The 23,380-nt window shown below is 66.0% G+C and carries 23 protein-coding genes; 8 read left to right on the top strand and 15 right to left on the bottom strand.

What is annotated here, in order from left to right:
- Window positions 1-36: 36 nt before the first annotated feature.
- From KAJ83_RS15120 to KAJ83_RS15100, 5 genes are all read right to left on the bottom strand, one after another.
- Window positions 37-1,062: a branched-chain amino acid ABC transporter permease gene (locus KAJ83_RS15120; protein ID WP_210682933.1), complete on the bottom strand. Its 1,026-nt coding sequence runs from the start codon at window positions 1,060-1,062 to the stop codon at window positions 37-39.
- On the bottom strand, window positions 1,059-1,952 hold the full coding sequence (locus KAJ83_RS15115; RefSeq protein WP_210682932.1) for a branched-chain amino acid ABC transporter permease: 894 nt from the start codon (window positions 1,950-1,952) through the stop codon (window positions 1,059-1,061). The genes KAJ83_RS15120 and KAJ83_RS15115 overlap by 4 nt, the downstream gene beginning before the upstream one ends.
- Before the next feature lie 48 nt (window positions 1,953-2,000).
- Window positions 2,001-3,284 (bottom strand): metal-dependent hydrolase family protein, encoded by a 1,284-nt coding sequence (locus tag KAJ83_RS15110; protein WP_210682931.1) that lies wholly within the window; start codon window positions 3,282-3,284, stop codon window positions 2,001-2,003.
- 84 nt (window positions 3,285-3,368) lie between these two features.
- Window positions 3,369-4,157 carry an alpha/beta fold hydrolase gene (locus KAJ83_RS15105; RefSeq protein WP_210682930.1) on the bottom strand — a complete coding sequence of 263 codons (789 nt, stop codon included), beginning with the start codon at window positions 4,155-4,157 and terminating at the stop codon, window positions 3,369-3,371.
- Between the two features lie 44 nt (window positions 4,158-4,201).
- Window positions 4,202-5,113, bottom strand: a complete 912-nt coding sequence (locus KAJ83_RS15100; RefSeq protein ID WP_210682929.1) for a fumarylacetoacetate hydrolase family protein — start codon at window positions 5,111-5,113, stop codon at window positions 4,202-4,204.
- 267 nt (window positions 5,114-5,380) lie between these two features.
- Between KAJ83_RS15100 and KAJ83_RS15095 the strand changes: the two genes are divergently transcribed.
- Both KAJ83_RS15095 and KAJ83_RS15090 read left to right on the top strand, forming a co-directional pair.
- Window positions 5,381-6,082: a FadR/GntR family transcriptional regulator gene (locus KAJ83_RS15095; protein WP_210682928.1), complete on the top strand. Its 702-nt coding sequence runs from the start codon at window positions 5,381-5,383 to the stop codon at window positions 6,080-6,082.
- Window positions 6,083-6,218: 136 nt separating this feature from the next.
- Complete coding sequence (locus tag KAJ83_RS15090; protein ID WP_210682927.1) at window positions 6,219-6,830, top strand: LysE family translocator; 612 nt, start codon at window positions 6,219-6,221, stop codon at window positions 6,828-6,830.
- A gap of 22 nt (window positions 6,831-6,852) precedes the next feature.
- On the opposite strand, the gene KAJ83_RS15085 is transcribed toward KAJ83_RS15090, so the two are convergent.
- The gene (locus KAJ83_RS15085) at window positions 6,853-7,431 is read right to left on the bottom strand and encodes a YqgE/AlgH family protein (protein ID WP_210682926.1); all 579 of its coding nucleotides are present in this window, start codon (window positions 7,429-7,431) and stop codon (window positions 6,853-6,855) included.
- Window positions 7,432-7,650: 219 nt separating this feature from the next.
- On the opposite strand from KAJ83_RS15085, the gene KAJ83_RS15080 reads away from it, so the two are divergent.
- The 4 genes from KAJ83_RS15080 (at window position 7,651) to fdhD (ending at window position 12,815) form a co-directional block, all read left to right on the top strand.
- Window positions 7,651-9,942, top strand: a complete 2,292-nt coding sequence (locus KAJ83_RS15080; RefSeq protein ID WP_210682925.1) for a protein-disulfide reductase DsbD family protein — start codon at window positions 7,651-7,653, stop codon at window positions 9,940-9,942.
- A 132-nt stretch (window positions 9,943-10,074) separates the two neighbouring features.
- Window positions 10,075-10,557, top strand: coding sequence for a peroxiredoxin (locus KAJ83_RS15075; RefSeq protein WP_210682924.1), 483 nt, complete (start codon window positions 10,075-10,077; stop codon window positions 10,555-10,557).
- Window positions 10,558-10,685: 128 nt separating this feature from the next.
- Complete coding sequence (locus tag KAJ83_RS15070; protein ID WP_210682923.1) at window positions 10,686-11,660, top strand: helix-turn-helix transcriptional regulator; 975 nt, start codon at window positions 10,686-10,688, stop codon at window positions 11,658-11,660.
- A 351-nt stretch (window positions 11,661-12,011) separates the two neighbouring features.
- Window positions 12,012-12,815 carry a formate dehydrogenase accessory sulfurtransferase FdhD gene (gene fdhD, locus KAJ83_RS15065; RefSeq protein WP_210682922.1) on the top strand — a complete coding sequence of 268 codons (804 nt, stop codon included), beginning with the start codon at window positions 12,012-12,014 and terminating at the stop codon, window positions 12,813-12,815.
- Window positions 12,816-12,855: 40 nt separating this feature from the next.
- Here the strand turns inward: fdhD and KAJ83_RS15060 are convergent, their stop codons facing one another.
- The 7 genes from KAJ83_RS15060 to KAJ83_RS15030 form a co-directional block, all read right to left on the bottom strand.
- A complete protein-coding gene (locus KAJ83_RS15060) occupies window positions 12,856-14,004 on the bottom strand; it encodes a formate dehydrogenase subunit gamma (protein WP_246484673.1) in 1,149 nt (382 codons plus the stop codon).
- 28 nt (window positions 14,005-14,032) lie between these two features.
- Entirely contained in the window at window positions 14,033-14,317 is a 285-nt protein-coding gene (locus KAJ83_RS15055) for a hypothetical protein (RefSeq protein WP_210682921.1), read from the bottom strand.
- 149 nt (window positions 14,318-14,466) lie between these two features.
- Entirely contained in the window at window positions 14,467-15,060 is a 594-nt protein-coding gene (fdh3B, locus tag KAJ83_RS15050) for a formate dehydrogenase FDH3 subunit beta (protein ID WP_210680966.1), read from the bottom strand.
- 14 nt (window positions 15,061-15,074) lie between these two features.
- Entirely contained in the window at window positions 15,075-17,984 is a 2,910-nt protein-coding gene (locus tag KAJ83_RS15045; RefSeq protein ID WP_210682920.1) for a molybdopterin-dependent oxidoreductase, read from the bottom strand.
- A 45-nt stretch (window positions 17,985-18,029) separates the two neighbouring features.
- Complete coding sequence (locus KAJ83_RS15040; RefSeq protein WP_210682919.1) at window positions 18,030-18,236, bottom strand: hypothetical protein; 207 nt, start codon at window positions 18,234-18,236, stop codon at window positions 18,030-18,032.
- 260 nt (window positions 18,237-18,496) lie between these two features.
- On the bottom strand, window positions 18,497-19,150 hold the full coding sequence (locus KAJ83_RS15035; RefSeq protein ID WP_210682918.1) for a TorD/DmsD family molecular chaperone: 654 nt from the start codon (window positions 19,148-19,150) through the stop codon (window positions 18,497-18,499).
- Window positions 19,151-19,232: 82 nt separating this feature from the next.
- Window positions 19,233-19,955: a DUF3306 domain-containing protein gene (locus KAJ83_RS15030; RefSeq protein ID WP_210682917.1), complete on the bottom strand. Its 723-nt coding sequence runs from the start codon at window positions 19,953-19,955 to the stop codon at window positions 19,233-19,235.
- Between the two features lie 201 nt (window positions 19,956-20,156).
- Between KAJ83_RS15030 and KAJ83_RS15025 the strand changes: the two genes are divergently transcribed.
- Window positions 20,157-20,714, top strand: a complete 558-nt coding sequence (locus KAJ83_RS15025) for a DUF2478 domain-containing protein (protein ID WP_210682916.1) — start codon at window positions 20,157-20,159, stop codon at window positions 20,712-20,714.
- A gap of 62 nt (window positions 20,715-20,776) precedes the next feature.
- The gene (locus tag KAJ83_RS15020; protein WP_210682915.1) at window positions 20,777-21,688 is read left to right on the top strand and encodes a LysR family transcriptional regulator; all 912 of its coding nucleotides are present in this window, start codon (window positions 20,777-20,779) and stop codon (window positions 21,686-21,688) included.
- Between the two features lie 24 nt (window positions 21,689-21,712).
- On the opposite strand, the gene tenA is transcribed toward KAJ83_RS15020, so the two are convergent.
- Window positions 21,713-22,396: a thiaminase II gene (gene tenA, locus KAJ83_RS15015; protein ID WP_210682914.1), complete on the bottom strand. Its 684-nt coding sequence runs from the start codon at window positions 22,394-22,396 to the stop codon at window positions 21,713-21,715.
- Between the two features lie 17 nt (window positions 22,397-22,413).
- Window positions 22,414-23,364, bottom strand: a complete 951-nt coding sequence (locus KAJ83_RS15010) for an ABC transporter substrate-binding protein (RefSeq protein ID WP_210682913.1) — start codon at window positions 23,362-23,364, stop codon at window positions 22,414-22,416.
- Between the last annotated feature and the right edge of the window lie 16 nt (window positions 23,365-23,380).

Raw genomic sequence — 23,380 nt, 5'->3', positions numbered from 1 at the left:
TCTTTTTGTCCGCCGCCCGTTCGCGGGGCGCTCCTGTCACGAGAGCGGCGGTCGTGTCTGGGCGAGACGGCCCTTCAGCCGGTCCCACAAACCGAGGAGACCGTCCGGCGAGAACAGGACGATCGCCAGGAAAGACAAGCCGATCACGGTATTGAACCGCTCCCGGTCGATCAGATCGATGGCGAAGTTCTCCAAAAGCACGAAGACGATCGCGCCGAGGAAAGGGCCGATCGGGCGGCGCAGCCCGCCGATCACCGCGATCACCAGAATGTCGATGACGGGCCCGACCGAGATCGTGCCCGGCGATATCCGCCCGTTGAACCACACGGCCAGCACGCCACCGACGCCCGCGATCGCGCCCGCGATCACCCAGGCAAAGATGCGATGGCCGGTGACGTTGAAGCCCAGCGCCTCCATCCGGCGCGCATTGTCCCGCACCGCCTGGAGGCTGAGCCCGAAGGTCGAGCGGGATATGTAGAGGACGAAGACATAGGCCGCGACCGAAACGCCGAGCGTCAGATAATAGAAAGGCAGAGGGGTGCGCCAATCGACCCCGAAGAGCATCGGCGGCGCGATCCCCGCGAAGCCGTTGAAACCGTTGAAGAGGTCGTAATTCTGGCGCGTGAAGTAGAAGAAAGCGACCGCGATCGCCAGCGTGATCATGATGGTATAGATGCCCTCGGTCCGGACCGAGATTGCGCCGATCAGCGCGCTGGCCAGCGTCGCGAGACCGATGGCCAGCGGCACCACCAGCCACCAGGGCCAACCGAGGCCGAATTCCGTCGCCGACGTCGCCCCGAAGATCGCCACTAGATAGCCGGCAAGCCCCGCGATCGTCATCTGCGCCAGACTGACCATGCCGCCATAGCCGGCGAGGAAGGTGAGCGACAGCGCGATAATACCCAGGATCATCGCATAGGCCGCGACCTGGAACAGGAAGAAATCGCTGGCATAGGCCGGATAGGTCAGCAGGAAGGTGCCGAGCAGGATATAGCCCACCACCGACGGGGGCACGGCCGCCTCGCGTCCTCCCGCGCGGCTTGTGTCGTCGGCCGCGCTCATGCCCGTTTCCCCATGATGCCCTGCGGCCGGACGGCGAGCGCCACGACCATGATCAGGAAGGTGTAGACGACGCCGTAGGTCGGCGAATAGACGAGACCGAACTGCTCCGCCAACCCGATCAGCAGGGCCCCGATGGCCGCGCCCGTGACGCTGCCCATGCCGCCGACGATGACGACGACGAGGGAAGCCAGCAGATAGCGCACGTCCTCGCCCGGCGCGATGGAAAGCGCCGTGCCGCCGATCACCCCGGCAAGCCCCGCGAGCCCCGCGCCGAGCGCGAAGACGACGACGAAGATCAGATGAACGTTGACGCCGGTCGCCGCCAGCATCGCGCGATCGTCGACGCCGGCGCGGATCATCGTGCCGACCCGCGTCTTGTTAAGGAAAAGCCAGAGCGCCACCCCGATCGCGATCGCCGCCACCAGCAACGCGATACGATAGGTGGGATATTTCAGATAGACCGCCTCTCCGCTGGAGCGATAGCCAAGGATATAAGGCAGTTCCGTCGCGCCGAAGAGCCATTCCGGCGGCGAGAACTGATAGGTCGTGCCCGACCAGATCGCCAGCATCAGGTCGGCGAGCACGATCGAGATGCCGATCGTCACCAGCGTCTGGCGCAGGTCCTGTCCCTCCATCCGCTGGAAGACCAGGATCTGCAGCAACACCCCGGCGAGCGCCATGGAAACGAAGCCCGCCACGACGCCGAGATACCAACTGCCCGTCGCATCCGCGATCGTATAGCCGATATAGGCGCCCGCCAGATAGAGCGAGCCATGCGCCAGATTGACGTTGCGCATCAGGCCGAAGACGAGCGTGAAGCCGCTGGCCACCAGGAAATAAAGCGCCGCCAGCGTCAATCCGTTCATGAATGTCAGGATGAAGAGCTTCATGCCGTCTCCGGTCCGACTCCCGTGCTTCGCCCGTGTTACCGGACCTCTTTAGCCGGCCCAGCGCGTCTGGCGGCTCTGCGAGGACGCCTGGGGCGCGCGGTGGAAGCTGCCGTCCTTCATCACCGCCAGGATGCGCCGCTTGTCCTGAAGCAGCCGGATATTGGAAAGCGGGTCGCCGTCCACCAGCAGCAGGTCGGCCAGATAACCTTCCCGGATCTGGCCCAGCTCGCCCGGCATGCCCATGATCGCGCCGCCATGCTTGGTGGTGGACAGGATCGCCTCCATCGGCGTCATCCCCACCTTGTCGACGAGATATTCCAGATCCTGGGCATTGGTGCCGTGCGGGATCCAGGCGAAGCCATAATCGCCGCCCGGCAGGACCCGGATACCGCGCTTATGCATCTTTCTCATCGTTTCGATGGCGATATCGCGCTCTCGGGCGTACATCATGCCCATCGGACCGTTCGGATCGACGCCGTAGTCGGCGGCCTCCGTCGCCGTCTTGATCAGCCAGGCGAGGCCGGGGGCGACGAAATGCTTGTCCTTCGCCGCCTCCAGCATGTCGAGCGCCTCCTCGTCGGCGAAGGAGGCATGATAGATCAGTTCGATCCCATGGCGGATGCACATCTTGACGGATTCGGAGGATCGCGCATGCGCGGCGACCCGCTTGCCCCGGCGCTTCGCCTCGGAGACTGCCATCGCGACCTCCTCGTCGGACATCGGGGTTTCCTCCGCGCCGACGCCGGCGATCTCCTCGCCGGAAAGGTTCAACTTGATGAGATCGACGCCATACTTGATGAACTGGCGCACGGCCGCGCGCATCTCCTCCGGGCCGGAGACGAGATGGCCGAAGGACAGTTCCGGGAAGTCGAGGTGCGGCGGCGACGTGTCGCCAAGGCCACCGACGGTCGCGATTTCCTGACTACCGGCGAGGTAGCGCGGCCCGGCGATCTGCCCTGATTTGATCGCGTTGCGGATAACCACGTCGAGGCGCGGCTTGGCCGAGGCCGCGCCGACCGCGGAGGTGAAGCCCGCGTCGATCAGCAACCCGGCCATGTCGGCGGTGAAGAGCGTGTGCTCCTCCGTCGGCATCATCTGGATCGCGTCCAGGCTCGGCTGGTTGTTCCAGGACAGGTGGCAATGCGCCTCGACCATCCCCGGCATCAGGGTGGCACCGGCGCCGTCGATCACCGTCTGGGCATGGCCGCCGACGGATCGTCCGCCACGGCTTACCTGCTTGATGCGCGCACCTTGGACGAGAACCTCGCCCGGATAGGGCTGGTCGCCGGTTCCGTCCAGAATCCGAACGTTGGTGAAAAGCGTGTCCGCCATGTTTTCCTCCCTACCGGGCGGCGCCTCTTTATTTTAACCGCGCGCCGTCCCGAATTTCCGCTGCCGCGCCCGCCGCGCGGGCCGTCATGTCATTCGTGCCAGGAAATCGCTCAACGCCCGGCTCGACTCGGCCGCGCACTCGATCGTCGTCCAATGGCCGCAGCGGGAGAAGACCGCCGCGTCCGCCGCTGGAAAGGCATCCGCCATGCGCTGCTGCGCCGCCGGCGGGGCGATCGCGTCCTCGTCGCCCGTGCGCAACAGGACCGGCACGTCGATGCGCGCCAGATCGGCGCCCTTGGCCCCGGCCAACGCCTCACATGTCGCGGCATAGCCCGCCGGGTCCTGCCGCATCACCGATTCCCGCACGAAGGCGATGGCCGCCGGGCGGTCCGTCTTGCTGTAAGCGGCGGTCCCGCCGGCCACGATGGCATCCGATATCTCCGCCATGCCTTCGCGCCGCGCCTTCCCCGCGCGATCCTTCAACCCCTTGCGCGCCGCGTCGGGCGGAGCATGGATCGGCCCGAAGAGGGCGAGACTCTCCACCGCCTCCGGCCGGACCTCCGCGATCCGCTGACAAATGACCGTGCCCATGGAATGACCAACCAGATGGGCGCGCGGCGCATTCAACACCCCCATGATCGAGAGCACGCAATCCGCGAGCGCGTCGATCGAGAGGTCCGTCCCGATCGCCGAGAGCGGCGACCGGCCGGAACCCGGCAAATCGGGGCGGATAACCCGGGCCCGGCCCGAAAGAGCCGCAGCTTGCGGCACCCACGTGTTGGAGGTGCCCCCCAGGCCGTGAAGCATCACGACGGCCGGCCCCTCGCCTTCCATCTCCACTGTCACGCCGTTGATCTTGTGCGTACGCGCCATATCGATCCAACCCGTCCCTTGATCCGGTTTCCCGACGATATCCGTCAGGCCGCGTTCTCGGCCGCGCGGTAGGCGACAACCGGGTTCTCCAGAACACCGATACCGTCCACCTCGATCCGCACGCTATCCCCAGGGGCGAGATATTTCGGCGGCTTGAACCCGATGCCCACGCCGGCCGGGGTGCCGGTCGCGATCACATCGCCCGGCATCAGGGTGATGCCCCGGCTGATGGTCTCGATCAGCGTCGGGATATCGAAAATGAGTTGCTGCATGGTCGCATCCTGACGCAACTCGTCATTGACCCAGCACCGGATACGCGCCGTCTCCAGGTCGAAGGCATCGGCCGCCAAGGCGACCGGGCCCATCGGGCAGAAGCCGTCCTGCGACTTGCCGATCAGCCATTGGCTGTGCTTGCCCTGAAGATCGCGGGCCGTCACGTCGTTTACGATGGTATAGCCCCAGACATGGCCGAGAGCCTCGGCCTTGGCGATACCGCGCCCGCCCTTGCCGATGATGACGGCCAATTCCGCCTCATAGTCGATCGCGGTCGTTATGTCGGCGTCCACGGGTATCGGCGCGTCGAAGGGCGTCACGCATTCCGGCAATTTGGAGAAGACGATCGGCGCCTTCGGCACCGCGCCCTGGGCGGCGCTGGAATCGAAACCGCTCCCCGCGAACTCCTCCGCATGATCGAAATAGTTCTTGCCGACGCAGAAGATATTACGTGCCGGACGCGGAACCGGAGCGAGCGGACGAACCGCGTCGATCATCACCCGCTCCCCGGAAAGCGGCGCCGGGTCGCCGGCATGCTCCCGATCGATCAGGGCCAGCACGCCACGCGCGGCCTCGACCGCCGGCAGGTCGAAGACCTCAATCTCCGAGGCCCCCGTCGCGATGCGGCCAAGCGCCGGCGCCGAATCACGGCCTTCCAGCCGCTCGAAAAGGATATAGCGCATCGTCTCCCCGCCTCATATTCTTATTGCCGGTCCGCCGGAACGGGCCGCCGACCATCCCGACCCCGTGTGGAAATCCGGTCCACGCGGATTGGAAATGACGACCTTGGTTCCAACCTTTGAACCAAAAATAAACCAATTGGTTCACCCTGGCGCACCGGAACTGTGCTCTAAATCCTAATCATTGTCAATTCCATTCGAGATGGCCGCCTAAAGGATTGCACATGGAACGCGAATGGTTCAGTATTGGTTCATTGAAAAGAGGAGCCCATGAATAAAATCGTCCTGGGCCGCGCTGCCGCCGGCATCTATGAAGGTCTGCTCGGCAAGCTGCATGGCGGGGAATGGCCCGCCGGCACGCAACTGCCGACCGAACGAGCGCTCGCGGAAGAATGCGGGGTCGCGCGCAACACGTTGCGCCAAGCACTCGACCGGCTGACGGCCGAAGGGCTGCTGGAACGGCGAGTCGGTCAGGGAACCTTCGTGCGCGAGGCGACGGCCCCCGGGATCGCCGGTCTCGGTCGTCTCGCGACCGGCCGCCACATGCGGGAGGCTTCCCCCGCCGACCTGATGGAGGTCCGCCTCATCATCGAACCGCAGGTCGCCGCCCTGGCCGCCACCCGCGCCAACGCGGAGGAAATCGCACGGCTTTCCGAGGCACTGCGGAACAGCTTATCCGCGCGCGGTCTTGCCGAATTCGAATATTGGGACGCGAAGCTCCATCTCGCCGTCTTCGAGGCGGCGCGAAACGGGGTCTTGATCGACTATTGCCTCGCGATAAACGCTGTGCGGGACGAACCGGCCTGGTATCAGCTCAAGAAACGCAGCGTCACCGCCGAGACCCGGGCGCGCTATGACACGCAACACAGCGATCTGGTCGCCGCCATCCGCGATCATGATGGGGAGCGCGCGCGTGCCGCCATGCGTGCCCATCTGATCACGGTGCGCGGCAACCTCCTTGGCGAGGATTGACGCCTACCCCCCCCTTCCGCCGAAGAATATACCCTCCCAAGGCGCTCCCAGAATATGTCAGTCACGTTGACCCTTAACGGGTGGCGCGATAGCGTCGGTTCGTCCGCGCGCTGTCGGTCCCGAAAGGATCCGCGCAATGTCCGTCGCCTATCTGCCACTCGCGAGCTTCTCGTTCGCGGGCTCGATCACGCCCGGCCCGAACAACCTCATGCTGGCCGCGTCCGGTGCCAATTTCGGCTGGCGGCGGACGCTGCCGCATCTGATGGGCGTGGTGCTGGGCTTCATGTTCATGCTGACGGTCGTGTCGGCCGGTCTCGGCGCGGTCATTCGCGAGATGCCGACGCTCCATGACATATTGCGCGTCGCGGGCGGTGCCTATCTGCTCTATCTCGCCTACCGAATCGCCACGGCGGCGCCGGCGAAAAGCGATGGGCGGGGGAAGCCGCTCACCTTTCTCGAAGCCTCCCTTTTCCAGTGGCTGAACCCCAAGGCCTGGGCGATGGCGCTCACCATGCCGGCGAGCTTCATGGCGCCGGACCCGGCGGGCGGCACCTTGGATCTCGCGGTCGATGTCGGAATGATGCTGGCGATCCACGGGCCGATCAGCCTTGCCTGCGTCGCGACATGGACCCTGTTCGGCATCGCGATCGGCCGCTTCCTGGCGGAGGGTAACCGGCGCCTGTGGTTCAACCGCGCGATGGCGGCCTTATTGGTGGTGACGGTCTATTGGATCGTGGCGCCGGGATAGACGCCACGCGCGCCGGCCCCGATCACGCCCGCCCGGCATCGGAGGACAGCAGCGACGGGTCGAAGCCGAGGCGCGCGATCGCCTGATCCCATTTCTCGTCCAACCGGTCGTTGAAGACCAGGCTCGGCTCCGCCGGGACATGCAGCCAGGCATTCTCCTGGATTTCGCTGTCGAGTTGCCCCGGCCCCCATCCGGCATAGCCGAGCGCCAGCAACTGCGCCTGCGGGCCGGAGCCGCGCGCGATATCGCGCAGGATATCTATGGTCGCGGTCAGACCGATCCCGTTCTCCATATCCACCGTCGCATCCTGCTGATAGTCGGTCGAATGCAGGACGAAGCCCCGCCCGCTCTCCACCGGCCCGCCGAAATGGACGCGGATTTCCTCATGCGTATCGGACCGGCCGAGGTCGAGTTGCTCCAGCAACTCGTCGAAGGTCAGGGAATCCACCAAGCGGTTGATCACCAACCCCATCGCCCCTTCCGCGTTGTGCAGGCACATATAGATGACGGCGCGTTGAAAGCGCGGATCGGTCATCGCCGGCATCGCGACCAGAAGCTGGCCGGTAAGATAACCGGAATGGGTCTTGGCGGAGCTTGCCATGAAATCCGTGACCTCTTCCTGGAACGGGTATCGGGAGTCTAACAGTTTCTCGGCGATGCAAGCCAGCGCGGACACCCCCCGACTATCCGCGCGACCAGCGGTCGCACGAATTTGATCATCCGGATCGGGGCGCCCGCCGGTGCTTTCCCCTATATAGGTAGGCAAGACGATAGGGGAATGGGGTTGATCTCCTCCGTTCCCGGGAAGATGAATGACGCCATGACACGCCATCGCCTCTCCGGTTCCGCGCCACGCCGCGGGCTGCTTCCGGTCCTTGCGGCCCTGGTCGCGCTGCTTACCCTCGCGATCCCGGACGCGCGGGCCCAGGGCACGGACGGCACGGGCCCCTGGTTCGATACGGACCAGGGGTCGGTTCGGCTGATCGCCGCCGTCGACAAGGTGGGCGAGGGCGAGACCTTGAAGCTCGGCCTGGAATTCCAGCTTCAGCCCGGCTGGAAGATCTATTGGCGCAGCCCGGGTGACGCCGGTTTCCCGCCGCGCCCGGATTGGAGCGACAGCCGCAATGTCGCGGCGACGGAAATCGCCTGGCCCGCGCCGGAACGCTTCACCATCTTCGAGATGCAGACCTTCGGTTATGGCGACGAGGTGGTCCTGCCGATCACCCTGACGCCGGAACGCCCGGGGGAGGCCGTGCGTCTTGCCGGGACGGTCAATTACCTGACCTGCAAGGACATCTGCATCCCCTACGACGCGGCCCTGTCGATCGACCTGCCGGCCGGCGCCGCGCATGGGACGCCCGGCGCGCATCTGATCGACAAGTACCGCGCGGCCGTCCCGGTCAAGCAACGCGGCGGCGCGGCGGATACGCCCGGCGGCCTTTCCATCGAATCGGCGCGCATCGCCCCGGCCACGCCCACCGGGGACACCGTCCAGGGACCGCACCGGCCGGCATTGACGCTGCGCGTCGCGGCGCGTTCCACGACCGATTTCGACGACACCCCGATGGAATTGCTGGTCGAGGGGCCGGCGGGAAGTTGGTTCGGCCGCGCGGACACCCGGATCGACCCCGGCGGTCACGGTGCGCGCCTGAGCATCCCAGGCGGCGGTGCGACGGCGGAGGCGCTTGCCGACCAACCGCTTACCCTGACCCTGATCGACGGCGCCCGGGCGGTGGAAGCGGTGCTGACCCCGACGCCGGGCGGCGAGGAAGCCTCCCCCGGCGAACGCTTCCTGGATGCGATCGAGCCGACGAGCGGAGAGGCGTCGGCGGTGCCCCCCCCATCGCTCGGCTTTTGGACCGTGATCGGTTTCGCGCTGATCGGCGGGTTGATCCTCAACCTCATGCCCTGCGTGCTGCCGGTGCTGTCGCTCAAGCTGATGGGCGCGGTATCGAAATCCGGCGCCACGCGGCAGGAGGTTCGCTTCGGATTCCTTGCCTCGGCCGCGGGCATTATCGTCTCCTTCCTGGTGCTCGCCGTGGCCGCGATCGCGGTCAAGACGGCGGGGTTGACGGTGGGGTGGGGAATCCAGTTCCAGCAACCGGTCTTCCTTGCCTTCATGGTGGCGTTGCTGGTGCTGTTCACCTGCAATCTTCTGGGCCTGTTCGAATTCCGCCTGCCCGGCGCGGTCACCGACCACGCGGCCCGGGCGGGGCAAGGTCGCGGCTATTCCGGGGATTTCGTGACCGGCGCCTTCGCGACGCTTTTGGCCACGCCCTGTTCCGCGCCATTCCTGGGCACGGCCGTGGGCTTCGCCTTGAGCCGGGGGGCGGAGGAAATCCTGGCCGTTTTCCTCACGCTCGGCATCGGATTGGCCGCGCCCTATCTGGCGGTGGCGGCCATGCCGGGAATCGCCCGTCTGCTGCCCCGGCCCGGCCCCTGGATGATCTGGTTGCGGCGGGTGCTGGCGCTGGCGCTGGTCGGCACGGCGCTCTGGCTGCTCGACATCCTGCGGATGACGATCGGCGCGGAATCGGCCGCCGCCATCGGCATGATGGCCGGGCTGGCCGGCATCGTGCTGGGCGCGAAGCGGGTGCAGGGATCGCGCCTCGCCCGTTTCGCCTGGCCGTTGTCGGCGGTGTTGGCCTTCCTGACGGTCATCTATCCGCTAACCATAGGGCACGGGGTGCGCGGCGACATGCCGGCGACCGCGGGCCAGGCGGACGGCGCCGGTGACGACCGCATCGAATGGATCGCCTTCGACCGCGCCGCGATCGCCGACCATGTCGCGGCCGGGCGCACGGTCTTCGTCGACGTTACCGCCGACTGGTGCGTCACCTGCCAATGGAACAAGAAGACGGTGGTGGAGCGCGGGACGGTCGCCGAGTGGCTTTCCGGCCCGGAGGTCGTGGCCATGCGCGCGGACTGGACCCGTCCCGACCCGGCGATCGCCGACTATCTGGCGAGCTTCGGGCGCTACGGCATCCCCTTCAACGCGGTCTACGGCCCCGACGCGCCCTCGGGCGTGACGCTGCCGGAATTGTTGAGCGAGACGGACGTGCTGGAGGCGGCGGCCGCCGCCGGCGCCGATCCCCTGCTGGCCGGACGGTAATAATGGCCGCCCGCCGGGGGAAGTGGCGTCCCTGGACTTTGCCCGGGGGCGCACCCATTATGCCTTCCGCATCGCGACGCGGCGGCGGTCCGCCGTCCGCAACGACAGGAAAGACGAGGGAGACGAACTGCCATGGCCATTCAAGTAGGCGATAAGATTCCGGCCGTCGGGCTTATGACGATGGGCGCGGACGGGCCGGAGCCCGTGGACCCCGCGAAGTATTTCGCGGGCAAGAAGGTTGTCGTCTTCTCCGTCCCCGGCGCCTTCACGCCGACCTGCTCGGCCAAGCACCTGCCCGGCTTCATCGGGAATATCGACGCGATCAAGGCGAAGGGCGTGGATGCCGTCGCCTGCCTGTCGGTCAACGATCCCTTCGTGATGGGCGCCTGGGCAAAGGATCAGGGCGCGGGCGGCAAGGTCGACATGCTGGCCGACGGCTCGGCGAAGTTCACCACCGCGCTCGGCCTCGAACTCGATCTGATCGAACGCGGCCTCGGCATGCGCGGCCAGCGCTTCGCCATGATCGTCGAGGACGGCACGGTGACCTATCTCGCGGTCGAGGAGCCGGGCGATTTCTCCGTCTCCTCCGCCGAAGCGGTGCTGGCGAAGCTCTGAGCCGGCGGCCACCGCCCGCGCGGATTTCCGCCTCCGACCGGGACTGCCCGCGCGGGCGCGCCGTCTTGCCGTTCGTGGGGCGAGGGGGTAGGTAGGGCGACACCGTTCCACGTCCGGACCACACGGCAATGCGCTCAAAGGCCCTGCTCGATCGATCGAAGGACGACGACCTGTCGGACATCTTCCTGACGACGAAGCAGGTCGCCGCCCTGCTCCACGTTCAGGAGCGCAAGATCTACGACATGGCCGCGTCGGGCGAGATCCCCGGAACGCGCGCCTTCGGAAAATGGCTGTTCAACCGCGAGGCCATCCACCATTGGCTGGAGAGCCACGGCAACAATGCCGAGGTGCGGCGTCGAGCGGCGCCGCCCAATGTGTTGCTCGGCAGCCACGACCCGTTGCTCGAATGGGCGATACGGGAATCGAACTCCGGCCTCGCCACCTTCCTCGACGGCAGCCGCGACGGCGTCGAGCGTTTCGCCAACGCGGAAGGCGTGATCGCGGGCGTCCATATCCCCGATGCGGCCAATAGCGGGGCGGCCGGCGGCACGGCTGGAAACGCGGACGCCCGTTGGAACGGACCATCGGTGACGGGGCGGTTCGAGAACCACGGCGTGGCCCTGATCGAATGGGCATGGCGCGATCGCGGCCTCATCATGCGCGAGGAAGACCGCCAGACGATCCGGGAGTTCTCCGACATCCGGGGGCGGCGGATCGCCATCCGTCAGGAAGGCGCCGGCAGCCGCATCCTGTTCGATCGGGAGATGGCCCGGCACGGGGTCGACGCCGACGACTGCATCTTCCTGAAACCCTCGCGCAGCGAACAGGACGCCGTCCTGCGCGTGCGGGAGGAGGAGGCGGACGTCGCCTTCGGCCTGCGTTGCGTCGCGCGACAATTCGCCCTGCCCTTCATCCCGGTCACCAAGGAACGCTTCGATCTTCTGATCTGGCATCGGGAATGGTTCGAACCGCCGGCCCAGCGGCTCATCGCCTTCGCCCGGACGGTGGAATTCAAGGAGCGGGCGAAGCGCCTGACCGGCTACGAGATCGGCGGGTTCGGCACCGTCCATTTCAACGGCAATGCGGGCCTCCTCGACGAATAATACCAAATCTTGTTGATCACGACCCATGGGGACGTCCCTCCCGGGTTCTCGGCTGGGCGCGCGTACCATGGCGATGCGGGGCATCGAGAGGCGCGGGCGACGCCGTTCGAGGGCCCGGGAGGGGCGCGCCCTTCCTGCCCACCTCCGTCCGTTCAAGGGAAAGCCGAACGCGATCCACATGAGGCGCGATCAACAAGATTTGGTATAATCCATCCGGACGGGAACAGGGTTGCGCATCCCCCGTGACGGCCCATGTTCAGCCTTGGAAACGCACGCTATCATCGGGGCGTTGGGCCTACCCCCGGTCGGCACGCCTTGGCCCGGTCGCGGGGAATCGAAGGACAGATGGACATGCGGGGCACATCCCTCACGGTCGATACGCTGACATGGCGCGAGCGCGCGGCCGCGGGCCCGGGGCGCCGCTGCATCCCGGAGGAGACGGCCGTCGCCTTGACCTATAACGGCACGACCCATGCCGTCATGATGGCGACGCCGCGCGACCTTGAGGATTATGCCCACGGATTCAGCCTGACCGAGCGGCAGATCACCACGCCCGATCAGATCAAGGAAATCGAGGTCGCGCATTTCGATGAAGGAATCGATGTGCGGATCTGGCTGGATGAGGATGCCTCGGCCGGCTTCCGCGACCGGCGGCGGCGTATCGCCGGGCCGACCGGATGCGGACTATGCGGGATCGAAAGCCTGCAGGAAGCGACCTATGAAACCGACCGCATCGTCGACGGCGAAGGCCGTTTCACGGGCGCCGAGTTGATCGCCGCGCAGGCGGAATTGTTCCCCGCCCAGACACTGCATGCCGAAACCCGGGCCGTCCACGCCGCGGGCTATTGGCGCCCCGGCGAGGGGATGGTCGCGGTGCGCGAGGATGTCGGCCGCCATAACGCGCTGGATAAGCTGGTCGGCGCCGTTTACCGCGCGGAGCGACGGGACCCGCCGGGTGTGCTGCTGCTGACGAGCCGCGTATCGGTGGAGATGGTGCAGAAAGCCTCGGTCCTGGGGGCAGCGGTTCTGGTCGCGGTTTCCGCGCCGACCGCGCTTGCCGTGCGCACGGCGGAGCGCGCGGGCATCACCCTCGTCGCCCTTGCCCGGAACGACGGGTTCGAGGTCTTCACCCACCGTGAGCGTGTGGTGGAATAACCGCCACGCCGCGCCCGCCTATCGGTGATGGACCACCCCGCTATTCGGCCGGTTGGGCGTGCCCATGTTGCCGGTCGCGCTCCTTTTCCAGCACCTCGTCGACCCAGAGGCTATGGTGCTCGCGTGCCCAGTTGAGGTCGACCTGACCGCTTCCCATGGCGGCGAAGGCCCCCTCCATGCCGATCGACCCGATATAGATATGGGCAAGGATGATGCCGATCATCACCAGCGCCACCACGGTATGCCATATCTGGGCGAGCTGCTGCTCGTCCATCGGGCTGAGGTCGGTCGGGAGCGAGAAGCCGACGAGGTTCAACGCCGCGAAGGTATCGGCGAACATCGTCGTGGTGAAGGGGTCGAGCAATGCCCAGCCGGACAGGCTGAGCGAGGCTCCACCCAGGATGGTGGCCCAGAAGACGATCTTCTGTCCGCCGTTGAATTTCCGGGCCGGCGGATGCACGCCCTTGGAGAAGAGCCCACCGCCCTGCGCGAACCATTTGAGATCGACGCGGCTCGGGATGTTGTGCACGACCCAGAGAACGAAGATCATCACCAGCCCCACCATGAAGGCGAAAGCGACCCAGTTATGGGCCCATTTTCCGGCGAGCGTGATCGCCGCGAAGGCTTCCTTGCCGATCACCGGCGGCAGGACATAGCGCCCATAGAGCAGGTTGAGCCCGGTAATCGCCAGGATCACGAAGGAACCGGCGGTCAGCCAATGGGCCACCCGCTCGATCGGGGCGAACCGCTCGATCGTCGTGCCGGCGGGGCCGTGCTCGATCCGGATGCGCCCACGCAGCGCGAAGAATACCGCCAGCAAGGCCACCGCGCCGATCAGCAACCAAACGCCATAGCGCGAGACCGGGCCGTTGCGCACGGCACGCCAGTTGTCGCCACTCGACTGAATCAACCGGCCGCCGGCCTGATGCGTCTGTTGCGAGACACCGCTAACCCCGCGCCGGATCTGACGCCAGAAATCGGCATCGCTGGTCGTGCCCAGCGCGGCGCCCGGAACGGTGCCGCCCACGGCCTCCTCCGGTCCGGGCTGAGGTTGCGCCTGGGCGGCGGCCTCCTGCGCCACGGCCGGCCCGACCATCGGCCCCGCGAACGCCGCGAGAGCGAGCAGCATGGCGAGAACGATCCCGCCCGAACGGCCCGGAAGCGTGCTCACGACGCGACTGAATGGCATGATCCCTCGCATTTTCTCACCCCCGTCGCTAAAGCGAATGGCCGCGCTGCGCGCGCTCGCGCAATTGATCCAACGTCTCCTTCGAGAGCGTTTGATCCTGCTGCCCTTGATAGGTACCCGGATCGTAGTCCAGCGGCCGATCCTGTTCCGCCTCGCGGCACCCGGCGAGTCCGAGGGCTCCGCTTAACAGAATCGCGCCCGCGAGACCTATTCCACCGGAACGCGCGCCGGCCGCCCTGATCCGCGTGGACTTGTTCTCCGCCGACTTATTCTCGACCGTGTTTCGCCCGGCCGTATTCCTCATCGATCGCATGTGGCTTCTCGTCCTCCGATGGCGTGGAATGGCGTGGCCGGCCGCGCGTGGGCGCCGGGAATGGATCCGGCGAGAAAGGTTGATCGGACGAACGACCGGCACCGGGCCGAGGCGATGTCATCGCCCCGCGCCCGGCGCCGTCCGTTTCGTCAGGACCCGGATTTCTCGTAGGCGGACCCCCACCCCCAGGCGCCGGAGCCGAAGCCGCGGGCCACGACGCGCTCGCGGTAGATGTCGGAGATCATGTCCCCGTCGCCCGCCAGCAACGCCTTGGTCGAGCACATCTCCGCGCACAGCGGAAGCTTGCCCTCGGCCAGACGGTTGCGCCCGTACTTCTGGAACTCCGCCTGGGAATGGTTCTCCTCCGGGCCGCCCGAGCAGAAGGTACATTTGTCCATCTTGCCCCGGCTGCCGAAATTGCCCGCCTGCGGATATTGCGGCGCCCCGAACGGACAGGCGTAGAAGCAGTAGCCGCACCCGATGCACAGATCCTTCGAGTGAAGAACGACCCCTTCCTCCGTCTGGTAGAAGCAATCCACCGGACACACCGCCATGCACGGCGCGTCCGAGCAATGCATGCACGCGACCGAGATCGACCGCTCCCCAGGCTCCCCGTCGTTGATCGTCACGACACGACGGCGGTTGATCCCCCAGGGTACCTCATGCTCGTTCTTGCACGCCGTAACGCACGCGTTGCACTCAATGCACCGCTCCGCGTCGCACAGGAACTTCATTCGTGCCATTGGTCAGTCCTCCCTTATGCCGCCCGGATCCGGCAGATGGTCACCTTGTTTTCTTGGATGTTGGTGACCGAGTCATAGCCGTAGGTCATGGCGATGTTGCCGGATTCCCCGGTGACGAACGGACCGGTTCCGTCCGGCATGAGCCCCTGGAGATCCTCGCCCTCGAACTTGCCGAGGAAGTGGTACGGGATCCACACATTGCCCTTGGCCACGGATTCGGTGACCCGGGCCTGGATGCGGATCGACCCGCCCTCGGGGCTGTCGAGGAAGATCATGCCGCCATCCTGAACGCCGATATTGTTGGCGTCATAGGGATTGACCTGGGCGAACATGTGCTGCTGCAACTCCGCCAGCCAAGGGTTGGCGAAGGATTTGGCGCCGCCGCCCTCGTGCTCCACGAGACAGCCGGAGCTTAGGACCAGCGGGAAGTCCGCCGAGAAATCCTGTTCCTGGATGCTCGCGTACTTGACCGGCAGACGGAACCGCCTTGTATCGGCGTAGGTCGGATAGTCGGCCACCAGATCGCGCCGCGGGGTATAGAGCGGCTCCCGGTGAACCGGAATCGGATCCGGGAAGGTCCAGACCACCGTTCGCGCCCGGGCGTTACCGTAGGGCGCGCAGCCATGCTTGACCGCGACCCGCTGGATACCGCCCGAGATGTCCGTCTTCCAGTTGACGGCATCGATATCGTTGCCGCCAACCTTGGCGATGACGTCCATCTCCTCCGCGCTGAGATCCGTGTCCCAGCCGAGCTTCTTCAGCATCGCCATGGTGAATTCGGGATAGCCGGCCTTGATCTCCGACCCGACGGGATAGGAGACACCCTCCTCGTCGCCGCCGGCCAGCAGATCGCCGCCGCCCCAATCCGCCGGCGCCTCGACGCCGTAACGCGCCCGGAAGCCCATGCCACCCTCGGCCACCGGGACCGACGGATCATAGAGATTGGGCGAGCCCGGATGCGCCATCTCCGGCGTGCCCCAGCACGGCCAGGGCAGGCCGTAATATTCACCGTCGAGCGGACCGCCATTGGCGCGCAAGGTGGTCTTGTCGAAGGTGTGCTGGTACTTCATATGCTCCTTCAAGCGCTCCGGCGACTGGCCGGTATAGCCGATCGTCCAGGTGCCCTTGTTGATCTCGCGCGTGATGTCCTCGATGGAGGGCTCGCCGTTCTCGACCTTGATGTGCTTGAACATCTCGCCGTCGAAGCCGAACTTCTTCGCGAACATATGCATGATCACGTGGTCGGGCTTGGATTCGAACAGCGGCTCCACGACCTTCTCGCGCCATTGGATCGAGCGGTTGGAGGCCGTGATCGACCCCTCGGTCTCGAACTGCGAGGAGGCGGGCAGCAGATAGGTGTTGTTCTGCCGGCTGCCCATCAGCGCCGATAGCGGCGTGTAGGGGTCGACGATCACCAGAAGGTCCAGCTTGGCGAAAGCCTCCTGCTGTGCCTTCAGGCGGGTCAGCGAGTTGACCGAATGCCCCCAGAAGACCATCGCGCGCATGTTGTCCGGCTGGTCGATCTCGGACTTGTCCATCACCACCAGTTCGTACCAGCGGGAGACCGGCGTGCCGGCCGCCTGCATCAGGTCCTTGCTGGCGAAGCGCTTTTCCAGATAGGCGTAGTCCACGTCCCAGACGCGGGACCAGTGCTTCCACGCCCCTTCGGAAAGGCCGTAATAGGCCGGCAGGGTGTCGCAGAGCACGCCCATGTCGGTGCCGCCCTGCACGTTGTCGTGACCGCGGAAGATATTGGTGCCGCCGCCGGACTGACCGATATTGCCGAGCGCGAGCTGCAGGATCGGCATGGCGCGCGTATTGTTGTTGCCGATCGTGTGCTGGGTCATGCCCAGCGTCCAGGTCAGGCAGACCGGCTTGTTGCTGGCCAGCGTGCGCGCGACGCGCTTCAACTGGGAACCCGGCACGCCCGAGACGCGCTCGACCTCCTCCGGCGTCCAGCGCATCACCTCCTCGCGGACATGTTCCATGCCCCAGACGCGGCTGTTGATATATTCCTTATCCTCCCAGCCGTTATCGAAGATGTGATAGAGGATGCCCCAGATCACCGCGATGTCCGTGCCGGGACGCGGCTGGACATGCTCGGTGCTGTGCGCGGCCGTGCGGGTGAAACGCGGATCGACCACGATGAAGGGGGCGTCGTTCTCCTCCTTCGCCTTCAGGATATGCAGCATGGAGACCGGGTGCGCCTCGGCGGGGTTGCCGCCGAAGGTGATGATCGCCCGGCTGTTATGCATATCGTTGAAGCTGTTGGTCATCGCGCCGTAGCCCCAGGTGTTGGCGACGCCGGCGACCGTGCTGGAATGACAGATGCGCGCCTGGTGATCGATATTGTTCGATCCCCAGAAGGCCGCGAACTTGCGGTAGAGATAGCACTGCTCGTTCGAGGTCTTGGCCGAGCCGAGCCAATAGACCGAATCCGGCCCCGACTCCTCCCGGATCTTGAGCATCTGGTCGCCGATCTCGTTGATCGCGTCTTCCCAGGAAACCTTCTGCCACTTGCCATCGACGAGCTTGAGCGGCGTACGCAACCGGCGCTCCCCGATCGCCTCGTCGCGGATGGCCGCGCCCTTGGCGCAATGCGCGCCGACATTGATCGGGCTGTCGAAGGCCGGCTCCTGACCGACCCAGACGCCGCCCTGAACCTCCGCCTTCACCGTGCAACCGACGGCGCAGAAGGTGCAGATCGAGGTTTTCGTCGAAACCTCGCCGGCGGTCGCTTCCGTCGTCGCGGCATCCGCCTTGCGCACCGTGCGCAGGGGCACCGAAGCAAGTCCCAGACCCGCCGCCGCCACGCCGGAGCGTTGCAGGAAGCTGCGCCGGCTGATGCCGTCGGCCTGGGCGAACGCCGAGCGCGCGGCGAAACCCGCGCGGCCCGTCGCCGTGTTCGATATTTTTCTCAGCATGTCGTTTCCTCCCGAACAGGGCCGTTCATAGTGGAATCGGGCAGATCAGAAGCGGGTCGAGTTGTAGTAGGCGCTGATATGCGCGGTCTCGACATAGCTGCCCTTGCCCTTGGCCGGCGCCTCCTCGGCGGAAGCCGCCTCCCCCTCGCCCGTGAACGCGACGGAAGCCACGGCGGCCGCGCCGCCGAACGCCCCGAACTTCAACACGTCGCGCCGGCGCACCGGGTTCCGTTCCGTATCCCTCGTCTTCATGATCGTTTCTCCGTCTCTCCCTCTGGGGACCGTGGCGCGGGCGGGCGTACCCGCGTCGCGAAGCCGGTCTTTTCGGGGCTGTGCCTTATCGACGCCGCGCCCATCCAGGCGTTTCGCGTCTCACTTAACCCACGAAAAACGTTTTTCGCATAAAAACGCACTTAAAGGTACCACGGCCCCGCGCAAGACCGAAACGAAAAACGCATGAGGCGAGAGGGGCCCGACCGAAATGCCAGCCGTCCCCGCTTGAGGCCCGCCCCTCAGGGCAGGTCGAAGGCCTCGACCTCCAGCGCGACGAAGGCGCCGCCGAACCGGGCGACCGCATGGTAGAATTCATCCTCGGCCGCCGCCTCCATGTCGCGGAAGAAGCGCGGCGTCCAGGGCTGGACATGCTTGGCGAAAAAGGCCGACTGCTCCGCGATGTCGAGCGGCGCGGCACCGAAGGCCCCGGTCAGCAGACCCGACATGATCTCGAAGAGCGAAGTGATATGGTCCTCCGGCTCCGTCGCATCCTTCGCCCGCGCGATGCCGAGACGGGCGAGGTCCATGCGCAATTCCGCGAGATCGCGACCATAAAGCTGACCGCTCTTGTAGTGTGAGCCATAGGGCATCAATTTGGCCGCCGGCGCGCCGACGAAGAGGCGTCCGAACGCATCGCGCGTCCATGCCGGGTCCTGCCCACGAACGGCGTCGGCCACTCGGGCCAAGGCCACGCCGAGGTCGCTGCCGTCGTCCGCCACCCCGATCAGCAAGGCGCGCAACTCCTCGTTCGGCGGCCCTTCGAGCAGCAGGGCCAGCAGGCGATAGACATCCGCCCGACCGGCCTCCTCCGCCGAAATCCCGCGCGGTTCGGACGGGGCCTCGTACTCCCGGTCCGCTTGCCGCACCTCGCTTCCGATGCCACTCGATATCATGGTTATCCCTCGTTCTTTCGATGTGCCGGTTCCCATCCCGGACGCGCCCTGCCGCGCGTCGCGCCGTGAACCCGAGCGATCGCTACCCCCGGCCGCGTTCCTCCCCGGACGCGTCCTGCTCCGCGACCGATTCCATTGTGGCTTCTGTGGCTTCGCCGGGCTCCGGCATGGGCGACGGATCGGGCTTCCCGTCCGTTCCGGCATCGGATTGCCGCGCGGGCTCCGCCCGGCCCTCCCCCCGGCCCTCCCCGGCGCGCTGCTGGCGTTCCTTGCGCTTCTCCTCGCGCTCGCGCGCGCGCTCCTCCGAAACATTCAGGCGTTTGGACCCACGCGCCAGATCCTCCGCCGACTGGCGGGCGACATCCATCGCCTCCTCGATCGTGTAATCGAGATCGTAGTCGTTGAGCCCGTCGACATTGGCCAGCACCGGGTCGGTGCGCCAAAGCTTCCGCATCGCCAAACGGTGGAGATGACCGGGCACGTTATTTTGAAGGAACATGGAGAAGTCCGACTCGTAGGTCAGCGAGTCGATGTCCGGAAGATCCTCCTCGGACAGCATTTCCGGATCGGCGTCCGCCTCCGGCGCGACGTCCTCGATCAGTTCTTCCGCCTCATCGGAAACGCTCGCGCGCCCCTCGGAGAGAGATGAAGAGCGCGCGCGCCGCGCATCGACGCACCGTGTCGAGCGCCCCTCTTCCACCCGCTCCGATTCCGATCCACGATCCTCGACGGGCGTTTCGGATCGGCGCGACTGGTGTTTACGTCGTGACCATCTTGAGAAGACGGTCTCGTTGCCACCCGTCATGTTTCATCCCTATTCGACTCATTTTTATGTGTTCTTGTTTATTCGCGTTCTTTCATGACGCCATGCTACGTAAAATGCGCCTGAAATGCATCGCCCGCAAGCGTGTGTTTAAATCAGAGAACCATCCTATGGAGAGATGGCCGGGACGATCGGTCGCCTATAGTATCGGACCAGCCAGAAGAGAGCACTGGAGATAACCGCATGACGGCATCACCCGCCGCCCCTCCTTCGCTCGCGGGGCTCATTTACCGGATGCGCGAGCCGGTCGACGATATCCTTGAGGAAATCCGGGCCTTGGCGGCGGCGGAAGGCGCGCGTCTCGGCGGCGTCGTGCAACGCCGGCACCCCCGGCCGGGAGGCGGGCGCAACGCCCTGATCGCGCGCGAGATCAACGGTGCCTGGGAGATTCCGATCCTGCAGTTCCGCGGCGGCGGCGCGCGCGGCTGCAAGCTCGACCCCCATGCCATAACGGAGATCGCCGCGCGGCTCGAAGCCGGTATCGACGCGCGAACCGATCTGCTGATCATAAACCGTTTCGGACGGGCGGAGGCGGAATCGCAAGGCTTGCGCGGTGTCTTCGAGCGCGCGGCGGCGTTGGAGATCCCGCTGCTGGTCGCGGTGCGCGAGGATTACCGTCAGCCCTGGCAGGCATTTCACGGCGGCATGGGGACCGAATTGCCGCTCGACCGCGCGGCTGTGGTGGGCTGGTGGCGCGCGGTGGCGCGGACCGGCCCCCGATCCGAGGCGCGAGCCGGCTAGAGCAATCGCCACGCCTGGGCGATGGTGCCCGAAGCCCCCAGCACAAGGCATCATGATACCCGATGGATATCCGGCAGCTTCAATATCTCGTCGCCCTGGCCCATGAGCGGCATTTCACCCGCGCGGCACAGGCCTGCCGCGTGACCCAGCCGACACTCTCCGGGCGAATCCGTCAGTTGGAGCAGGAATTGGGCGTGGCCATCGTCAAGCGCGGCCAGCGCTTCGAGGGGCTGACGCCGGAGGGCGAGCGCATCCTGAAATGGGCCCATGCGATCCTGGAGAACCAGTCCGCCATGACCCAGGACCTGGAGGCGATGAAGGGGGAATTGACGGGTCGGATCGCGCTCGGCGTCATCCCCTCCGCGCTGCCGTCGGTTTCCATCCTGACGGAGGCGGTCCGGCAGCGCTTCCCCGGCATCACTTTCTCGATCCTGTCCCAGGCATCGCGGGAGATCCTGCGCAATATCGACGATTTCTCGCTCGACGCGGGCGTTACCTATCTCGACAACGAGCCCGTGGGCCGGGCCCTGACCGCGCCGCTTTACAAGGAGCATTTCCGGCTCTTCGTCCGCCACGACCACCCCCTGGCCGAGCGCACGGAGGTGGATTGGATGGAGACAGCCGACTACCCCCTCGGCCTGCTGACGCCAGACATGCAGAACCGGCGAATCGTCGACAAGGTCTTCGCCGATTTGAAATGCCACCCCAGCCCGGTGATCGAATCGAATTCCGTCGTCAGTCTCTATTCCCACATCAGGATTCACGGCGTCGCCAGCATCCTGCCGGAACATTTCCTGATGGTGCTGGACGGCGGCAGTGGAATCCGCGCGATACCGCTGGTGAACCCGACGGTCGCGCACGATATCGGCCTCGTCGCCTATGACCGCGACCCGCCGCCGCCCGTCGTCGCCTCGCTGTTCGAGGTGGCGCGCGGTTTCCAATTGCCGGAAAGCTTCCTCAAGCGGCTGGCCTGAGGCGCCCCGCCTACACTGGTCCGCCTACACCCGGTCCGCCTCCGTCGAGGCCAGATCGAATCCCATCTGCCAGAATCGCGCTTCCAGCCGCGTGGCTTCCGTGAAGGTTCGGCCAAGGTCGGCCATACGCGCGTCGGAGATGTTCTCGCGCGCCGCCAACCGGTCGAGATAGCCGCGCTCCTCCGCCGCCGCCTCGCGGTAATCGGCACTGGAATACATCGCGATCCAGGCCGCATAGGGATTGTCCTCCCGATCCAGCCAGGGTTGATCAAGCAACCAGCGCGCGATCTCCTCGTACCCCAGCATGCAGGGAGCCAGCGCCACATGCAGGTCGAGCAGCGTCCCCGCCATTCCGCGTTCCAGCACATAGCGGGTATAGGCTAGGCAGGGCTCCGCTTCCGGCGCGGCGATGATATCCGCTTCGGATATCCCCCATTTGGCGCAATAGTCCACATGCAGACCGAGTTCCGTATCCAGAATCGCCACCATCCCCGACTTCGCGCGGCGCAGATCCTCGATCCCGCCCGCCTTGTAACCGGCGAGCGCATAGGCGCGCGCGAAATGGATCAGGAAATGATAATCCTGGATCAGATATTGGCGGAAGGCCGACTCCGGCAGCGTACCTTCCCCCAGTTGGAGCACGAAGGGATGGCGGGTATAGACCTCCCAGGCCTGCCCCGCCGCGTCCTTCAAACGTTCGAACAACATCGCGTGCCTCCCCGGTTTCACCGGCCCAGATCGACGGCGTAGTCGTCGACCGGCGGCGCGTTCTCGATCAACCCGGACTCGACCATGAAGTCCGCGAAGCGGCGATAGCGTCCCGTATCGAGGGCGGCCGGCCGCAGCGCGAAGCGGCGCAGCGTGTCCGCCCAGGCGCGGCGGTTAAGCTCGTCATCCAGATCCGCGTCGCGGCCGATGAAAAGCTCCCAGCTCTCCTCCGGATGGTTCATGAGATGGACCGTCGCCTCCTCCAGCGCGGCGAGGAAACGCGTCAGGCGCGCGTCGTCGAGCTTGTCCTTGTGCGCGACCAGGATCAGCTCGTCATAGGGCGGCACGCCGAGTTCCTCCGGATAGAAGGCGCGACCGGGCCGGCCGACGATATCCATCTGGTTGAGCTCGAAATTGCGGTAGGCGCCGATCACCGCGTCCACCTGTCCCGAGATGATCGAGGGCGAGAGGGAGAAATTGACGTTCACGAGTTCGACATCCTCGATCGACAGCCCGGCCTTCCGCAGCACCGCGCCCAGCAACGCGGATTCAAAGCCGCCGACCGAAAAGCCGATCGTCCTGCCCTTGAGGTCGGAGAGGTCCCGGATCGGCCCGTCCTCCAGCACGACGAGGGAGTTGAGTGGCGTCGCCACCAACGTGCCGACGCGAACCAGCGGCAGCCCCTCCGCCACCTGCATGTGAAGCTGCGGCTGGTAGCTGACGGCGATCTCGGCTTTGCCGGCGGCGACCAGCTTCGGCGGATCGTTGGGGTCGGCGGGCTCGACGATCTCGACATCCAGGCCATGCTTCTCGAAGAAGCCGGCTTCCTGCGCCACGATGATCGGAGCGTGGTCCGGATTGACGAACCAGTCGAGTAGCAGGGTCAATTTCTCCTGCGCCGAGGCGTCGCGGGCGCCGAACGTCACCGCCAGAGCGGCGATGACGAGGAAGGATGGGATGAACCGCATGGTGTGGAACTCCTTG

Source organism: Marivibrio halodurans, assembly GCF_017963645.1.
GTDB lineage: Bacteria > Pseudomonadota > Alphaproteobacteria > UBA8366 > Aestuariispiraceae > Marivibrio > Marivibrio halodurans.
This window is presented reverse-complemented; position numbering and strand designations above follow the sequence as displayed.

Bases quoted from the DNA above. Each gene is read 5' to 3' on its own strand.
- KAJ83_RS15085 (WP_210682926.1), bottom strand. From the start codon at position 7,431: ATGGCAAGCTCCGCCAAGACCCATTCCGGTTATCTTACCGGCCAGCTT.
- KAJ83_RS15055 (WP_210682921.1), bottom strand. From the start codon at position 14,317: ATGCGATCGATGAGGAATACGGCCGGGCGAAACACGGTCGAGAATAAG.
- KAJ83_RS15030 (WP_210682917.1), bottom strand. From the start codon at position 19,955: ATGACGGGTGGCAACGAGACCGTCTTCTCAAGATGGTCACGACGTAAA.
- KAJ83_RS15040 (WP_210682919.1), bottom strand. From the start codon at position 18,236: ATGAAGACGAGGGATACGGAACGGAACCCGGTGCGCCGGCGCGACGTG.
- KAJ83_RS15110 (WP_210682931.1), bottom strand. From the start codon at position 3,284: ATGGCGGACACGCTTTTCACCAACGTTCGGATTCTGGACGGAACCGGC.
- KAJ83_RS15045 (WP_210682920.1), bottom strand. From the start codon at position 17,984: ATGCTGAGAAAAATATCGAACACGGCGACGGGCCGCGCGGGTTTCGCC.
- KAJ83_RS15060 (WP_246484673.1), bottom strand. From the start codon at position 14,004: ATGCCATTCAGTCGCGTCGTGAGCACGCTTCCGGGCCGTTCGGGCGGG.
- KAJ83_RS15020 (WP_210682915.1), top strand. From the start codon at position 20,777: ATGGATATCCGGCAGCTTCAATATCTCGTCGCCCTGGCCCATGAGCGG.
- KAJ83_RS15080 (WP_210682925.1), top strand. From the start codon at position 7,651: ATGACACGCCATCGCCTCTCCGGTTCCGCGCCACGCCGCGGGCTGCTT.
- KAJ83_RS15120 (WP_210682933.1), bottom strand. From the start codon at position 1,062: ATGAGCGCGGCCGACGACACAAGCCGCGCGGGAGGACGCGAGGCGGCC.
- KAJ83_RS15115 (WP_210682932.1), bottom strand. From the start codon at position 1,952: ATGAAGCTCTTCATCCTGACATTCATGAACGGATTGACGCTGGCGGCG.
- KAJ83_RS15105 (WP_210682930.1), bottom strand. From the start codon at position 4,157: ATGGCGCGTACGCACAAGATCAACGGCGTGACAGTGGAGATGGAAGGC.
- tenA (WP_210682914.1), bottom strand. From the start codon at position 22,396: ATGTTGTTCGAACGTTTGAAGGACGCGGCGGGGCAGGCCTGGGAGGTC.
- fdh3B (WP_210680966.1), bottom strand. From the start codon at position 15,060: ATGGCACGAATGAAGTTCCTGTGCGACGCGGAGCGGTGCATTGAGTGC.
- KAJ83_RS15070 (WP_210682923.1), top strand. From the start codon at position 10,686: ATGCGCTCAAAGGCCCTGCTCGATCGATCGAAGGACGACGACCTGTCG.
- KAJ83_RS15095 (WP_210682928.1), top strand. From the start codon at position 5,381: ATGAATAAAATCGTCCTGGGCCGCGCTGCCGCCGGCATCTATGAAGGT.
- fdhD (WP_210682922.1), top strand. From the start codon at position 12,012: ATGCGGGGCACATCCCTCACGGTCGATACGCTGACATGGCGCGAGCGC.
- KAJ83_RS15090 (WP_210682927.1), top strand. From the start codon at position 6,219: ATGTCCGTCGCCTATCTGCCACTCGCGAGCTTCTCGTTCGCGGGCTCG.
- KAJ83_RS15025 (WP_210682916.1), top strand. From the start codon at position 20,157: ATGACGGCATCACCCGCCGCCCCTCCTTCGCTCGCGGGGCTCATTTAC.
- KAJ83_RS15100 (WP_210682929.1), bottom strand. From the start codon at position 5,113: ATGCGCTATATCCTTTTCGAGCGGCTGGAAGGCCGTGATTCGGCGCCG.
- KAJ83_RS15075 (WP_210682924.1), top strand. From the start codon at position 10,075: ATGGCCATTCAAGTAGGCGATAAGATTCCGGCCGTCGGGCTTATGACG.
- KAJ83_RS15010 (WP_210682913.1), bottom strand. From the start codon at position 23,364: ATGCGGTTCATCCCATCCTTCCTCGTCATCGCCGCTCTGGCGGTGACG.
- KAJ83_RS15035 (WP_210682918.1), bottom strand. From the start codon at position 19,150: ATGATATCGAGTGGCATCGGAAGCGAGGTGCGGCAAGCGGACCGGGAG.